Source organism: Metamycoplasma salivarium, from assembly GCF_900660445.2.
GTDB classification, from domain to species: Bacteria; Bacillota_I; Bacilli_A; order Mycoplasmatales; family Metamycoplasmataceae; genus Metamycoplasma; species Metamycoplasma salivarium.
Map to the genome: position 1 here is coordinate 660,587 of NZ_LR214938.2, position 15,969 is coordinate 676,555.

A 15,969-nucleotide genomic window follows, 5' to 3' on the forward strand; every position below is an offset into this window, starting at 1 on the left:
AATATGTCAGAAAATAAAAAAAATCTAAATAATGAAACTTTTTATGTTTTTTTGTACGAAACAAAAGAAGAAATTTTTTCAAAATTATTTAACAAAAACACCGAATTTCACAAAGCAAGATTAAATGGATATTATGCAGCCACTGATGATTTAGGCTTTAAATTATTAAAAAAAGATCGTTTAAAATATGTTGATGGTTATGTTTATAAAATCACTAAAGATGAACTATTTAAATTAGATAGATTTCTAATGTTCCCATTATATGGAAGATTTGAAATTAATGTTATTACATTAGATACAAATGAAATTTTAGAAAATGTTTTAACATATTCTAGATTAGAATTAGCACAACCTCATGAAGTTAAACAAGATGATGCATCTAGTGATGAAGTAATTTTAAAGAACATTGAAGGTTTTAATAAATTTGCTGATCTAGAAAAAAATGAACCTTTTTATGATTTTATTTTGCTTTGAGAAATTACAAAGGAACAAAATCAGTTAATCAATGAAAATCCCTTTCCTTTTTTTAATCTAGATATTAAAATGAAAGAACAAAAAGATGCCGAAATTAGAAACTATGGTATTTTGTTCACGTTTGAGCATGAAAAAAAATATTATGCTGCTTATACAATGTTTGCAAAATATAGCTTTTTATCTGCAATTGACTATTACAATATTTTTTATCAAGTTCCAAATTCATTCCCCGCAACTTATAATTTCATATTTTTATATGACAAATATTTTGAAGGTAAAGCAAAAGATTATGAATTTTTAAATCAAATTAAACCCATATTCTTCATTTCTGCCAGATTAGATTTAGATCAAAAAGAGCCAACAATTGGTGTTTACCAAAAAGCTTGCGAATTTGTAGTAAATGATTTTAATAAAGACCATTTTGAAAGATATAATTGACTTTTATCAGCATTTTTTGATGCTAAAAATAGAAAAATAATAAAAGATAATGATAAATAAAGATTTAATCAAAAATGTCCCCAATAAACCAGGTGTTTATCTTTGAAAAGATCAAAACGGGAAAATAATTTATATAGGTAAGGCAAAAAATTTAAAAAGAAGGATGAGTCAATACTTCAATTTAAATATGCTAAATTCATATAAAACTTCTCATATGAGAAGTCAAATTTTTTCATTTGAAACTATTATTACGCAATCAGATCGTAGTGCTTTTATTTTAGAAAGAAAACTAATTGACGAACATAAACCTTTTTATAATGTTTGCTTTCCAAACACAAAATCATTTCCTTACATAAAAATTAAGTTATTAAAAAATCAAATTAAAATAGAAATCACTAACTCTTACAAAAAAGAACAAAATGCAGTTTATTTTGGTCCTTTAATAAATAATAAAAATTATCGTCCTTTAATTAAATATTTATCTCATATATTGCTAGCTGAGAAAGGTTTGTTTATTGAAAACAAATCTGAAGAATTTTGACAAGAAAAATTCGAAGAAGCTAAGAAAATCATTAATCACCCACAATCATTTTTGCAATCTTTAAAGCAAAAAGTTGATAATGCAAAGCGAAATTTAGATTTTGAACTTGCCAAATTATATGCATCAGTGATTGATGTTTTTTCTTACAATGAAGATAACCAAGAAATTTTTATTAAATCTAAAAAAGCGATTGATGTGATTGGTGATTTTGAATATAACAATGTATTATTATTGTCGATTTTCCATTATCGTGATGGGATGTTAATTTCTGAAGAAAATTTTTCTCATGAAATTGTTGAAAATAGAAAACTAACTTTATCTGAGTTTATTGCTAGATATTATGAAAAAAACATTACTCCAGATATTATTTTGACTAGTTTAGAACAATGAAATGATTTTGATGAATCAATTAAAGATAAATTTCAAAAACCTAATACAAATCAATATACACATTTAATGCAAATTGCCCTGCAAAATGCTGAGAATGATGTAGAAAGAAAGTATAAAGATTTTTTAGAAGAAAACAATAAACTAAGTGTACAAGAAAAGTTAAGTTCATTGCTAAAAATTGATTGTTCAAAGATAGTTATTTTTGATAACTCATTTTTTGCAAATACAAATTCTGCAGTTGGAGTTGCATGTGTTTATCAAAATGGTGAACCTAATAAAAAAATGTATCGTCATTATTATCATTCAATAAATACATTAACAAGAAATGCTGATGTTGAATATATGTTTCAAACAGCATTAAAATTTTTAAAGTCATATCCTGATTTTCCAACTCTAATTTTTGCAGATGGTAACATATTACAAATCAATGAAATTTTAAAAGCTCAAAAACTTTTAGGTTTATCGATACCAGTTTACGGTCTTATTAAAAATGATCAACATCAAACTAAAACCTTAATTGATCAAAATGGCAATGAAATATTAATTGAAGAAAAAGAAATTTTTTTCTTTTTAGCTAGAATGCAGGAAGAAGTTGATAGATTTGCTAAAAAATGGTATTTCAAGAAAGAATATCAATATATGATAGAAAATGATGTGTTGACAATTAAAGGAATTGGCAAAAAAACATTAGAAAATCTTTTAAATTATTTTGGTTCTTATGCAAATATTCAAGATGCAACTTTACAAGAACTTAAGAAAGTTGTTAATGAAAAAGTTGCAATTCAAATTTTTAATATGACTAAAAAAGTATAAAAATTTTGATTTTGCTAAAATAAATAGATTATTAAGAGGAAAAATAATGGCAGATTTTGCAATAAATTCACTTGACAAATGGAACAAACTTGTTTACCATAGCAAGACAATTTTTATTTTAACAATTGTAATTATCACTCTTACAATCTTTTTTGGCTTTTTAAGTGGAATTAGATGAGGAGTATATGGTGGAATTGCAATTTTTGTTGGCGTTTTAATTGCATGAGGAATTTCTTTTGGAGTTACTTCATTAGTTATTGATGCCATATTGCAGAAACTTGACTTTGATAAAGTGTCTCAAGGTTATATAAAAAAAGAAGATGTAGATGTCGTTCGAAAAATGGTTTTTGGCATAATAATGACAATTATTGCAATTTGTATTGTAATTATTAATGAAATTATCATTTTAATTATTAGAAAACCAATTACAAAGAGAATGAGATACAATAAATCTATTAACAAATCAAATGCTTTATGAAGATTAGGTGGTGGAACTATTGCTGCTATTAGTGTTTTTCCAATTGCAATTTTAGCTGCTAACGCAACTGGCTTTGTTAGTGTTAATAATAATACAATTAATACAAATGACAAAATTCTTAGTGCACTAACTTTCAATAAAGCAGCAGGCGTTTCTAAATATACACCTGGATTGCTAAGCTTAGGTAAAATTGCTGCAGATTATGCAAAAAATGGAAATAATCAAGACAGTATTGTAGGTTCAATAGATGCTTATTTCCAAGAATTCTTTAAACAAAAGAATTATGCCTTTCAAGGCAAATTAAAAGACACGAACTTTCATATAGATTCAGATCCAATTGGTACTAATGTTGACGTTGAATTTTGATTCGGTTTGAAACAAGAGAAAGATAATAAAATAGAATATGAGACATTTCCAAAATTTGAAGATGGAACAGTTCAAGATGTTTTAAATGGTTTTTTTGCAAGTGACGAATCGTTTGCGATGTTCGAAAAAATTTTAAACAAAATTAAGCCTATGCCTATCAATGACCAAAACATTACCGAACTTGATAAATTAGAAGAGGCCTTGCAATTTATGAAGGATAGTGGAATTAATTTGAAATTTGATGTTGATTTTAGCAACATAAAAATTCATGTTAATGAAAAATTAAAATTTCATGTTCCTAATGAAAAATATCGCAATATTATTAAACAAAAAGTTTTCGAAATTGCTCAAAAGTTATAAGTAATATAAAAATTCCTAAGTCTGTTGGTGAAATGACAAACATTAGTACACAAATAGGTTATATCTTACAAGCACTTGTTAATAATTTCATAGTTCCATAAAAGTATGAAAAAAGAGCAATCATAAATTATTTGATTTGCTCTTTTTATTTGGCCTGTTTAGTGATATGGTGCGGATGAAGGGAATCGAACCCTCGTATTCAGATTGGCAACCTGATGTTCTACCATTGAACTACATCCGCAATGGTGCAAGTGAAGGGAATCGAACCCTCATATTCAGCTTGGAAGGCTGATGTTCTACCACTAAACTACACTCGCAAAAATGCATTAGTAATTATATAAGAATTTTTACAAAAAAATTAAAAATAAAAAAATGGCGATCGCGGCAGGAATCGAACCTGCGACAACAGGCTTAGAAGGCATGTGCTCTATCCCCTGAGCTACGCGACCACACAATATTATTTTAGCACAAATGTTGGCATATATTTTGTTTTTAAGTAAACTAATTTACAATATAATTTTATTAGAAATGAGGTATTTATGAACAAGATTATTGTCTTATATGCATCCCCAATTCCCCAAGAAAAATCAATTTCAACATATCTAGCTAAGAAATTTATTGATGAATATAAACAACATAATAAAGATGATAAATTTATAGAAATCAATTTAAATACTTTGGATATCGCAAAGGAAACTTTGACATCATTGAATTTTGATGCATTTTTCGCAAATCCTAAAAATGATGAATATATTGAAATATTAAAGCAAGCGAATAAGTTAGTTATTGCAGCTCCAATGATTAATTTTAATATTCCTGCAACTTTGAAAAATTTCATTGATCATATTGCAATTGCTAACAAAACCTTTTCTTACAAATATTCTAAAAAAGGTGATGCAAAAGGTTTATTAGATAATTTGAAAGTTCAAATAATTACTACACAAGGTGCACCAGAAGATTGATATTTATTTTCAAGTCATGCTACATATTTAAACGGACTTTGAAAATTTTTAGGTGCTAATGTTATGAAAACTATCAAAATTTGTGGTTTAAAAACTCAAGAGTTTAGTTCAAAAACACATGAAGAAATTTTTGAACTAAATAAAGACAAAATTTTAGAAGCCGCTAAAAATTTTTAATAGCAATGGTTTGAGAAAATGAATAATTTAATTGATGAAAAACCACCAGAAAACATAACTAAACCTAATAAAACCAAGAAAATCGGATTTTTTTCTGCAATCTTTCTTGTTTTTGGTGTGACAACTGGAACTGGAATTTTTTTAAGATCAAAAGCAGTTTTAGAAAAATCGGTATTTAATATTGTTTGAGCAATTATTGTGTGACTAATTGCAGGATTTGCAGTAATTGTTATGGCTTTAAGCTTGGTTGAAGTCGCTTCGGGATGTGACGACAATTTAAGCATCATTGGTTGAACAAAAAAATTTAGTACACTTCATATTTATAAAGCAACTAAATTTTTGATGACATATTTATACTTGCCATTTACATATATGGTGATGCCTGCATATGTTATTTTACAATTCCAAAATGGACTTAGTGCATTTACAAATAACGCTAATGTCATTAATTTCAATAATTCTAAAGGCGCACCTTGATTTTATTTTTTAATTGCTCTAGCAATTAGTGTATGAGCACTTTTTACTGGTGGCCTTAGTTCAAAAATTGGTAATATTCAAAATTGGATTTTAACAATAATCAAATTTATTCCAATGATAGCAGTAACAATTATTGGATTTGTTTTTATTGGAAAATATGGAATTAATTATCAACCACTAACAAAACAAAATTTATTTAATAAAGAGAGTTTATCAATGTTTGGTGTTTCACCATTTTTTGGTGTGTTTGGTGCAATTGGTGGTATTTTCTTTGCTTTTGATGGATTTTATACAACAGCAGGATTGCAAACTGAAATGAAAGAACCTAAAAAAACACCCTTAGTTTTAGCGTTAGGTCTTTTATTTATCACTATAGTTTATATTGTAATTGCAACTTCTATGACTTTAGGAGCTAGTGCTTTACCATTAGGCAATAAAAAAGAAATTGGCGGATTTTATGAGTTTGGTGCACAGTTAAAAGCGAATGGATTTGGTTGAATTTTTGGTATTGTTAACATTTGCATTTCGTTAGGTATTTTAGGAATTATTAGTGGTTTTAGTATTTGAACAGCAAGATGAATTGAAAATTTAATTGAAGAAGGAGAAATTTTAATTCCTGCTAGAGCATATAAATATATGAAGAATGCTAAAAGACCATTAGTTGGCTGCTGATATGTTTTGCTTTTGTCACTACCTTATATGTTATTTGCAACAATTATCGGTGCATATGTTTATAAAAATGAATCATTACCTAACATTTATGGATATGGAATAAACAATTTAATTGGATTTTGTGACTTAATGGGAAATTGAATGGCTGTTTTTTCATTTAGTTTTATTGCTTTTTCAATTATTGGTGTAATTAAAAATCGTAAAACTAATAAAGTTGCAACAATTAAATATAAACACACGATTTGGTCTGGATATACTGCAATTATTATGATTTTTATAGTCTTGATTTTAACAATCATTGAACCTTTTACTTCAACAGGAATTGCAACAAATAGATACTATCAAACATTAAATAATAGTGCTTTGACAATATTAGAAAAACAAACACAGCTTCAAAATATTAAATCAACTTTGATATCACATATTTTAACGTCAATTTTATTTATTTTATATACAACAATTTCATTTACAAGTATGTATATTGAAAAATTAGTTGCTTTAAAAAGACATAAAAAACTTACAAAATTAATTAATAGTGAAACTGATAAAAATAAAAAAGAATTATTATTAATTTCTAATGAATTAAATAATAAATTGCTTATGACTTATAATGTTTTCTAAAAATGTGTTAATTTTAAGAAAACACTTATAATTAAGTAATATTTTATTCAAAAAGGAATATTATGCAAATTGAAAATCAAACAAACGAAGTTCGAATTGATACTTCTAAAATTTTAAGAAGATCGCAAACTTTTATGGGACTAGCAATTTTAAAATTTACCACAATTATCATTTTAATTGTTGTAGGTATTTTTATACTTGTTGATCAAAATAAAAGTGACAATTCTGGATCAAAAATTTTAATAGCTATGATGGCTGGAGCTTGAGGATTTATTACACTTATTTTAGTAATTTCTTATGTTGTAAATCTTAAATTAATCAAAGCAACAAACAGTAATTCAAATCGTATATTGATGTTAGTTGGAATTATAATTTCAGGAATTATTGCTTGAATTGCTTTTTATAAATGATATAGAGCAGCTAAAAATAATAAATTTTCAAATTTAAATAATGGCAATGTAAACCAAACATTAACAAATTCATTTGATTCTAATAACATGCCAAAATACTAATTTCATTTGTCAAAATAAAGTTAAAAAAAGCTTGCAAAAAAGCAAGCAAATTTTAATTTAATTCATCTTTTTTAGAAGTCACAACAACAATTTTGTCTTTGTCGATTACAATAGGAACGTTGTCTCCTTCCTTAATTTTTCCATCAATTAAATTTAATGCCAAAGTTCCTTCTAAATTCTTTTGAATATATCTTCTAATTGGACGAGCTCCGAAAGCAGGATCATATGAATTTTTAGCAATATATTCAACAACTTCTTTGTCATAAGTCATTTTGACATTACTATTTTTTATAAGTCTATTTTTAAGTTTGTTAAGTTCAAGTTCAACAATATCTTTAATAGTTTTTTCATCAAGTGAGTTAAATTTAACAACTTCATCAATTCTGTTAATGAATTCAGGACGTAAGTGTTTTAATAACATATTTTTAAGTTCATTATAATCTTTTGAACCCGAAGACATATCACTGCCTAAATTAGAAGTCATAATAATAATTGTGTTTCTAAAATTAATTTGACGTCCTCTAGCATCAGTTAATGTACCATTATCCATAATTTGTAATAATAAATTTAAAATATCGACATTTGCTTTATCAATTTCATCAAATAAAACAATTGAATAAGGATTTTGTCTAACTTTTTCAGTTAGTTGTCCACCTTTTTCATAACCAATATAACCAGGTGCAGAACCTATTAAACGACTGACTGAATATTTTTCCATATATTCAGACATATCAAGTCTAATAATTCTGTTTTCATCATCAAATAAATTTTCTGCTAATGCTCTAGCAAGTTCGGTTTTACCAACACCAGTAGGCCCTAAGAATAAGAAACTTCCAATTGGACGGTTTGGGTCATTAATATTAGCTTTTGCACGTCTTATAGCTTCTGCAACTAATTTAATAGCTTCAGGTTGTCCCTTAACTCTTTTATTTAATGATTGTTCTAAGTTAATTAGTTTATTTTTTTGTGCTTCTAATAATTTAGCTACAGGAATCTTAGTTCATTTGCTTACAACTGAAGCTACTTCTTCAGCATCAACTAATTCTTTAACTAACCTATCTTTTTGAGAAGCTATTTTAGTTTCAGCTTCTTTTAATTGTTTTTGCAAATTAGGCAATAATACATACATAATTTTTGAAGCTTCAACATAATTACCTTCACCTTGATAAATAGTTAATTTATTTTTCAATGTTTCAATGTCTTCTTTAATTCCAGAGATTTTTTGAATTAATCTCTTTTCTGCTTCTCATGATGATTTTAAAGTTTGTTCTTCAACACGAGCTTTCTTTAATTCTTCATCAATTTCTTTAATTCTATCAGTAACTTTTTTTGAATTAGTTTCATTTTTTAATGCAACTTTTTCAATTTCAAGTTTTGCTATTTGTTGTTGAATTTTTTCAAGCGGTTCTGGAATGTAATTCATTTCAGTTTTAATATTTGAAGCAGCTTCATCAATTAAATCAATTGCTTTATCTGGCAAGAAACGATCTGAAATATATCTTGCTGATAAATTAGCAGCTGCTACTAAAGCATCATCTTCTATTTTTACATCATGATATGTTTCATATCTTTCTTTAATACCTCTTAAAATTGTAATAGTATCATCAATTGAAGGTTCTTCAATAAATACTTTTTGCATTCTTCTCTCTAATGCAGGATCTTTTTCAATCTTTTCACGATATTCATCTAATGTAGTAGCACCAATTAAATGTAATTGACCCCTTGCCATCATAGGTTTAATAATATTAGCAGCGTCCATTGAACCATCACTAGTGCTACCTGCTCCTACTAACATATGAATTTCATCAATAAATAAGATAATATTACCATTAGATTCTTCAACTTTTTTTAGGACATTTTTAATTCTCTCTTCAAATTGTCCTCTAAATTGAGTACCTGCAACTAAACTTGCCATATCAAGTTCAACAACAGTTTTATTTTTTAAATTTTCAGGTACTTGATTTTCAACAATTTTTCTAGCAAGACCTTCAACAATTGCAGTTTTACCAACTCCTGGTTCTCCAACAAGAACTGGATTATTTTTAGTCTTACGACTTAAAATCCTAATAATCGATCTAATTTCATCATCACGATTAATAACTGGTTCTAACTTATTTGATGAAGCTAGTTCAGTTAAGTTCCTTCCATATTCTTTTAATGGATCTTTAGTATTTTCGTTTGGTGTATAAGAAAAGTCCATACTTTTACCCCCTCTAAAACTCTATATAAATAAAATTTTAGCACTCTTTGCTGTCGAGTGCTAAAAATTGTTATTTTTTTGTTTTAGAAGTTTATAATTAATTTCTTGGTTTTCTTAATAATAGATATGATTCCATTTTTTTATTAAAAACTAATCGATTGATTTTTATTTCATGTGAATTATTGACATAGCCCAAAGTTATTTGTTTTAGTCTAGAAAGAACATTTTTATCAATTGCATAATTTATAATTAATTTTCCATTTATATCAAAATTGAAAAAATTTCTATCGAAATAATAATGTCAAGAATTATGCATCATTATTCCATTATTAGGATCACTTAACATTTGCATTAGTTCATTAATGGCCTTATCCATCTTAATTTCGGCTATTGTTTGATATTTTTTATCGCTAATTATTGCATATATGTTTTCTTTAATTGATCAAACATCATAAAGATGACACGCCTCGCAATCTCTCAAATCAAAAGATGGAGGTTCGGTATTTAATAACTCATTGCATTTGTTCGTTACTATGTCTAGTTTTCTACTCTCGATAATTTGATCTCTAATTTTTGACCTTTCAATATTAATTAATCCATCTAATTCATCTTTGTATAAATCAATAACTCTTGCTTCTTCTATATTCTCTATATACATTTCATTTCTATCTACGCTATTTGTTAATGAATTGTACAAGTCATTTATAAGAAATTCAAAGTTATAGTTAATATTTAATAGTTCAATAATTTTTTTATATGTCTCTTTATTGCACTTACTAATATATTCTAAGTAGACACTTGAATTAAAAGTTATCGAGTTAAAGACTTCATCACTAGAAAAAACTTCATTACTTTTTTTCATAATTCGTTTAAGTTCTATGTTTGATTCATAATTGTTATATATATTTTGAGAAAAAATTAAACAAAGAAAAATTGAAAAACCAAAATTATTTACAAAGCTAATAGGTGAGTCTCCTAAATATTGGATAGTATAAACAATATCTTTTACGAATAGTTTTTTCATATAGTCTTCTTGAGAAATAAATTTTAATATTTTTCTCGCACACACTATATTACTAACGCCATATGTACTTAATTGTTTAAAAATTTTTACGACATCAATATTGAAAAACCCTAATGCAATCCCTTCTTGCAAAAATTGTCTTGTTCCAGATTTAGACCAATCATTTCCTCTTGAGATAGGTGTGATGATAATATTATTATGTTTAATAATATAACGATCTTGTAATGTTTTTTGAATAGTAAAGTTAGGTATTTCTATAACATTTTTAAGCTCTTTAATGTTATTGTGAAATCTTTCCCATGTAGTATAGATTGATGTATCAATATTTCAAATTTCTGCACTTGATTCAACAAAACTTCTTATTAAAAATTCTATTTTTTTAAAAATTTCCAAATGATTATTCATTTTTTTCTCCTAAATAAACAATACATTGTGAAATCATTTCTTTAATTAAAAGTAAAGGAATTGCACTTCTTTTTGAATATGAACCATAAGCCATATGTGAATTATTGCCTTCAACTCTAGTTTTTTCAAATTTGAATTTGATATTTGATTTAAAAATAGTTGGTTTCAAACTAAATTTATTGTCATATGTGGAATAATATACATCATTCATGTATCCATTAAAGGCTCAATGATTTTTTTGAAATTCCCAAGTTTTAGAAGTTTTTGGGTTTTCTATTACTCATATTTTGGGATTAAAATGTCTAATAATTTCGATTGTTCCCCCAACTGTGGATTCTCCTATAATCCTCCCTCGTTCTTTTTGAACAAAATATCTTCTTTTAACAGGGTGACATACTTTGTTATATTCATCATAATATTTAGAGTTCATTACAATTCAGTGATTATTTTCATCAATTTTGCGAAACATTTTTCCACCACAATCTGCTCCTGACCAAGACTCACATGGAGGTGATGCTAAAATAATGTCTGGCTTAGGAAAATTAGATATTTGCTTAATTAAATTAAAATTGCTTAATGATAAATCAACTAAATGATAAAAATATCCCTCATTTTCAGGGAAAGTTATATTGTTGATGCCAAAACAATGTACTTCAAAGTGACCATCAAAATATTTTTGAATTGCTTTTTTATATGAAGATTCTGCATCATCATATAAAGCTCAAATTACAAGTTTCTGCTTGTTACTCTCTCTCTCTCTCTCTCGAGCCGACAATATTAGTTAATTTTGAAGACATAATAAATTCCTTATTTAATATTTAAATAAAACACTATTTATTGTTTTAGACTGTTTGTGCGCTTTTGTTAGAATTTTGTTAATCTAATTTATCAAGCATATCTCTCAAAATTTTTAAATTAATTAGAATTTCTATTAATGCATCACTATTAAAGTTTTTTATATATCTTTCAAAATAATATTTCATTGCATTAGTTACATTTGCAAATGAATAATATAATAAATTTAAAACAAATTTTGTAGATTCTTTATAGGATAAAGATCTAGCAAAATATGCAGAATGAGATACTTTGCTAGCTGATTCATATTGCTCATATTTAATGTAACTTTCTGCAATTGGTAGCAAGCCATCTTTTAAATTTAGCTTGCAATTTTTTTCTTCAAAGTCGCTTAAAAACATAAGTCAACCATAATGAATAAAATCCTTTTTGCGATTTGTAATCTTATAATGTTTCATTATATTTTCCAAATCTTCTTCTACTTCTTTTCTTTCTTCATCATCAAAAATGTAAGGATTATCTAAATTTTGAAAAGCTATAAATCTAAGATATGCTTCACTAATTTTTAAAGGTTGATAAATTAATACTGTTAGTGTAAGTTCTGATTCAAATAAGCTTCTTCAAATTGTAATTGCATCGTTTAATAAGGCATTATCTACAAGTAAACAACACGATTTCATTTGTTCGGTAATTCTTAAAAATACATTACCGACTGCATTTAATTTGTCATCATCCTTAATTTGTTTATATTGATCTTTATATAATTTATGCAAAAGGTTAACTACCATTATAATTTTTGAAACAAATGGATTAAAGAAACTTATATTTTTTGAAATTTGACCAATATGTTTATTAACAATTAATTCCCTTACAATATTTTCGCAAAGTTCTTGTTTATATCTATTACTATCTTGCAATTGAATGCGATCATAATCATTTAGACCTTTTATTCTAGATGCATGTTTTTCGGTAACTTGTATAATCATTTCTTTCAATAGATTTTTATCATCTATTGGATAAGAAACTAATTTTTTATCATTTTTGTTAAGAAAGTCATAATATGCTTTTTCAACACATTTAACATAATTAAAGATTACATTTTCCTTCAATATTACATTAGGGTCATCTTTTCTTTTTGGCTCTAAGTAGTATTTGACTTCATTTCTTAAAAAATTATCCGAAAATTTTTCTAAGAAAGCCAAATCTTTTCATAGTTCGAAATTATCAAACACTTTTAACCTCTTTATTTTTATACTAACTTGTATATATCTCTATAATTCATTTTATAAAATGTAAAAAATATTTTGTTGAATTTTTATTAAAAATAATGCTTATATTAAAAATTAAGATATTTCTAAAAAACTACTGTATTTTAAGTATTTTATTATCGAATTAAAGTATAATCTTTCAAGCAAAAGCGAGGAAAAATGAAGAAAAATTTATTTTTAATTTCTAGTTTAGTTTTAACTACATTTCCAATAGTTGGTTTGGTTAGTTGTAAACCACTTAAACAACAAAAATTTACTTTTACAGATATGACTAATTCAATAGTATCTATTAAGAAACCAAGCAAGATAGCAATTCCTTCAAGAGCGGCATTTGATATGATGGTTGCTTTTGAACTTAGTGATTATATTGACGGTGTGTACAAAAATAGTTTAACAAACCCATGAGTTAGCAAAATATTTCCAAAAGCAAAAGATTTTTATTCATATAGTTACAATCCAACTATTGAAACATTTTTAAAGAGAAATGTTGATTTAGTAATTACACCCGAAAATTCGATGCGTCAAAATCTAAATTCTAAAGGTTTGGATGCTTTTACAATTAGTCAATATCATCATCCTGAATATACGAAAAAAGACATTTTTACTTTTCCTAATATTTTAAAAAAAGTGTTTAGTGATAACAAAAGTGTTATTACAAAAATTGATAATTTCATTGAGCAAACTAATGTAATTATTAATGAAATAACTTCGAAATTAGCAAATGTAAATGCTAATGGTAAGTTGTTTTATTGAAGAAGCGATAAAAAAAGCAATCAAGCAGTCACGGAAAATGATTTTTCATTTGTTAGTTATTCTGCCAAACTTTTAAAAACAAAATTTGTTGGATTAGATTATAAAAATGAAAAAATATCTGATGAAGAACTAATTAAACAAAATCCTGACACTTTTATTTTTGGTGGTCAATATCAAAATGAAAATATTGAAAAATTTAAGACTAATGCAAAATTTGCTGGGTTAAAAGCAATAAAAGAAAATAGATTATTTAATTTACCATTAGGATTTGTTATGTTTGAACAATTAGGAGTTGAAATTCCTATTTATTTAGCACATTTGGCAAACATTTTATATCCAAAAGTTTTTAACTTTGATATTAGAAAAATGATTAAAGATTGTTATAAATATTATTTTAATTATTCATTAACTTCAAACGAAATTGAACTAATGTTGTTAGGAAAAACTAATTAATGAAAAAATCTCGGAAGTTATATGCCTTTATTTTTGCTATCTCAATTGTTGTAACAATCTTAATTTTCTTTTTGTCGTTAATTATAGGTAGATATGTTATTTCGCTTAAAACATTTTTTGCAATTTTAAGTGGTAATAATACATCATTAGATTATCAAAATGCATATAGCGTTATTGTATATATCAGACTACCAAGATCGTTAATTGCAATGTTAGTTGGAGTTTCGCTGTCACTTGCAGGATTAATTTATCAACAATTATTTAAAAACAAATTAGCATCACCTAATGTTTTAGGAATTTCTAGTGGAGCAAGTGTTGGTGCTGCAATTTGTATTTATTTAGGTATGTCTGGCATTTTTGGTGGAATTGTAATTACATTAGTGTCATTTGCTTTTGGAATGGCAACAGTTTTACTTGTTGTGGCTATGTCAAAAGTCTTTAGAACTAAATCTTCTGTATCACTAATCTTAGCTGGAATTATTGTTTCAGGATTAATGTCTTCAATTTTAAGTATTATTAAAACAATTTCAAATCCAGATAGTACTTTGCCACAAATAGTTTATTGACTTATGGGTTCATTTAGTAAAGCTAATATGAATCAATTTTGAATTTTATTACCAATTGTTGTAATATGTACAATAATCTTGATTATCATAAGATGAAGAATTAATTTGGTTGCATTAGGAAGAATTGTTTCAATGTCTAAAGGCCTTAATTATACTTTTTATAAATGACTATTAATTTTCATAGGTGCTATGCTAATATCAGCATCGGTTGCAGTTTCAGGGAATGTTTCATGAGTTGGTTTAATTATTCCTAATATTTTAACTATGATTTTTAAAAATGATAATCGTAAAACAATTATATTTTCAATTCCAATTGGTGCATCATTTATGATTTTAGTTGATATTTTATCTAGATCAATTACGCCAGATGAAATTCCATTAAGTGGTATTACTGGAGTTATTGGACTTATTACAATTATTATTTTCTTTATTTTGAAATTTAGAAAAGGACATAAAAATGCTTAAGGTTAATAATTTAAATTTTAGTTATTCAAAGAACAATGAAGATACATTGAAAGATATATCTTTTGAATTGGATAACAATAAGATATATGTTATTTTAGGATTGAATGGATGCGGTAAAACAACATTATTAAGACTATTAAACGGATTTTATAAACCTAAATCTGGAGAGATTTTAATTAATGATGTAAATCTAAATAAATATTCAATTAAAGAAAGATCTAAATTATTTTCACTTGTAGCTCAAACATTATACATTGATTATTTTAATATGACAGTTGGCAATTACCTTGAGTTAAGTTTTATCAATAAAACCAAATTCTATGAAAATAATGCAAAAAAGTATCTCCAAAATATAAAAGATATGCTAATTAAATTTAATATTGAAAATTTGCTTAATAAACAAGTAAATGAACTTAGCGGCGGTCAAAAACAATTAATTGAAATTTGTGCTACATTATTACAAGATACACCAATTATTTATTTTGATGAACCAACATCAGCCTTAGACTTAAAAAATGCAGAAAATGTCTTGTCTTTAATTAAACAAACATCAAAAGATAAAACTATCATTTTAACTAGTCATAATCCAAATCATGCATTATATTTAAATTGCGAAGTAATATTAATGGGCAAAGGTTCAATTATTGAAATAGGTCATGCAAAAGATATTATTACATTAGAAAAATTAAAACCAATTTATGGAGATAAAATTAAATATAGCGATTTATTAGAATATAAAGAAATTAGTTTTTAAAAGGA

The 15,969-nt window shown here is 25.8% G+C and carries 13 protein-coding genes and 3 tRNA genes; 9 read left to right on the forward strand and 7 right to left on the reverse strand.

Going from position 1 to position 15,969, the window contains the following annotated elements:
- The first annotated feature begins 3 nt into the window (after positions 1–3).
- Genes EXC60_RS06890 through EXC60_RS06900 form a run of 3 tightly spaced genes read left to right on the forward strand, consistent with a single transcriptional unit; the run spans position 4 to position 3,860 of the window.
- Positions 4–972 (forward strand): gamma-glutamylcyclotransferase family protein, encoded by a 969-nt coding sequence (locus EXC60_RS06890; RefSeq protein WP_024543864.1) that lies wholly within the window; start codon positions 4–6, stop codon positions 970–972.
- Positions 962–2,656, forward strand: coding sequence for a GIY-YIG nuclease family protein (locus EXC60_RS06895; protein ID WP_024543865.1), 1,695 nt, complete (start codon positions 962–964; stop codon positions 2,654–2,656). The genes EXC60_RS06890 and EXC60_RS06895 overlap by 11 nt, the downstream gene beginning before the upstream one ends.
- A gap of 46 nt (positions 2,657–2,702) precedes the next feature.
- Positions 2,703–3,860: a hypothetical protein gene (locus tag EXC60_RS06900; RefSeq protein ID WP_129619928.1), complete on the forward strand. Its 1,158-nt coding sequence runs from the start codon at positions 2,703–2,705 to the stop codon at positions 3,858–3,860.
- Between the two features lie 167 nt (positions 3,861–4,027).
- Here EXC60_RS06900 and EXC60_RS02950 read toward each other — a convergent pair.
- From EXC60_RS02950 to EXC60_RS02960, 3 genes are all read right to left on the reverse strand, one after another.
- Positions 4,028–4,101, reverse strand: a tRNA-Gly gene (locus EXC60_RS02950).
- A gap of 2 nt (positions 4,102–4,103) precedes the next feature.
- Positions 4,104–4,177 (reverse strand) — tRNA-Gly (locus EXC60_RS02955).
- Positions 4,178–4,233: 56 nt separating this feature from the next.
- Positions 4,234–4,309, reverse strand: a tRNA-Arg gene (locus tag EXC60_RS02960).
- Positions 4,310–4,399: 90 nt separating this feature from the next.
- Between EXC60_RS02960 and EXC60_RS06905 the strand changes: the two genes are divergently transcribed.
- The 3 genes from EXC60_RS06905 to EXC60_RS06915 all read left to right on the forward strand — a co-directional run bounded on the left by EXC60_RS06905 (position 4,400) and on the right by EXC60_RS06915 (position 7,281).
- Positions 4,400–4,999, forward strand: coding sequence for an FMN-dependent NADH-azoreductase (locus tag EXC60_RS06905; RefSeq protein WP_024543867.1), 600 nt, complete (start codon positions 4,400–4,402; stop codon positions 4,997–4,999).
- Positions 5,000–5,017: 18 nt separating this feature from the next.
- Entirely contained in the window at positions 5,018–6,769 is a 1,752-nt protein-coding gene (locus EXC60_RS06910; RefSeq protein ID WP_024543868.1) for an APC family permease, read from the forward strand.
- A gap of 62 nt (positions 6,770–6,831) precedes the next feature.
- Positions 6,832–7,281, forward strand: coding sequence for a hypothetical protein (locus EXC60_RS06915; protein WP_024543869.1), 450 nt, complete (start codon positions 6,832–6,834; stop codon positions 7,279–7,281).
- 52 nt (positions 7,282–7,333) lie between these two features.
- Here the strand turns inward: EXC60_RS06915 and EXC60_RS02980 are convergent, their stop codons facing one another.
- From EXC60_RS02980 to EXC60_RS06930, 4 genes are all read right to left on the reverse strand, one after another.
- Positions 7,334–9,481 (reverse strand): ATP-dependent Clp protease ATP-binding subunit, encoded by a 2,148-nt coding sequence (locus EXC60_RS02980; protein WP_024543870.1) that lies wholly within the window; start codon positions 9,479–9,481, stop codon positions 7,334–7,336.
- A 97-nt stretch (positions 9,482–9,578) separates the two neighbouring features.
- Complete coding sequence (locus EXC60_RS06920) at positions 9,579–10,910, reverse strand: MAG4270 family putative restriction endonuclease (RefSeq protein WP_024543871.1); 1,332 nt, start codon at positions 10,908–10,910, stop codon at positions 9,579–9,581.
- The gene (locus EXC60_RS06925; RefSeq protein WP_024543872.1) at positions 10,903–11,685 is read right to left on the reverse strand and encodes a hypothetical protein; all 783 of its coding nucleotides are present in this window, start codon (positions 11,683–11,685) and stop codon (positions 10,903–10,905) included. Before EXC60_RS06925 ends, EXC60_RS06920 begins: the two co-directional genes overlap by 8 nt.
- 100 nt (positions 11,686–11,785) lie before the next feature.
- Entirely contained in the window at positions 11,786–12,907 is a 1,122-nt protein-coding gene (locus EXC60_RS06930) for a DUF5677 domain-containing protein (protein WP_156909643.1), read from the reverse strand.
- 225 nt (positions 12,908–13,132) lie between these two features.
- Here EXC60_RS06930 and EXC60_RS06935 point away from each other — a divergent pair, with 225 nt between their 5' ends.
- Genes EXC60_RS06935 through EXC60_RS03010 form a run of 3 tightly spaced genes read left to right on the forward strand, consistent with a single transcriptional unit; the run spans position 13,133 to position 15,964 of the window.
- Positions 13,133–14,179, forward strand: a complete 1,047-nt coding sequence (locus EXC60_RS06935) for an ABC transporter substrate-binding protein (RefSeq protein ID WP_024543874.1) — start codon at positions 13,133–13,135, stop codon at positions 14,177–14,179.
- The gene (locus EXC60_RS06940) at positions 14,179–15,210 is read left to right on the forward strand and encodes a FecCD family ABC transporter permease (protein ID WP_024543875.1); all 1,032 of its coding nucleotides are present in this window, start codon (positions 14,179–14,181) and stop codon (positions 15,208–15,210) included. Before EXC60_RS06935 ends, EXC60_RS06940 begins: the two co-directional genes overlap by 1 nt.
- Positions 15,203–15,964: an ABC transporter ATP-binding protein gene (locus EXC60_RS03010; protein ID WP_129619929.1), complete on the forward strand. Its 762-nt coding sequence runs from the start codon at positions 15,203–15,205 to the stop codon at positions 15,962–15,964. The genes EXC60_RS06940 and EXC60_RS03010 overlap by 8 nt, the downstream gene beginning before the upstream one ends.
- Positions 15,965–15,969: the final 5 nt, after the last annotated feature.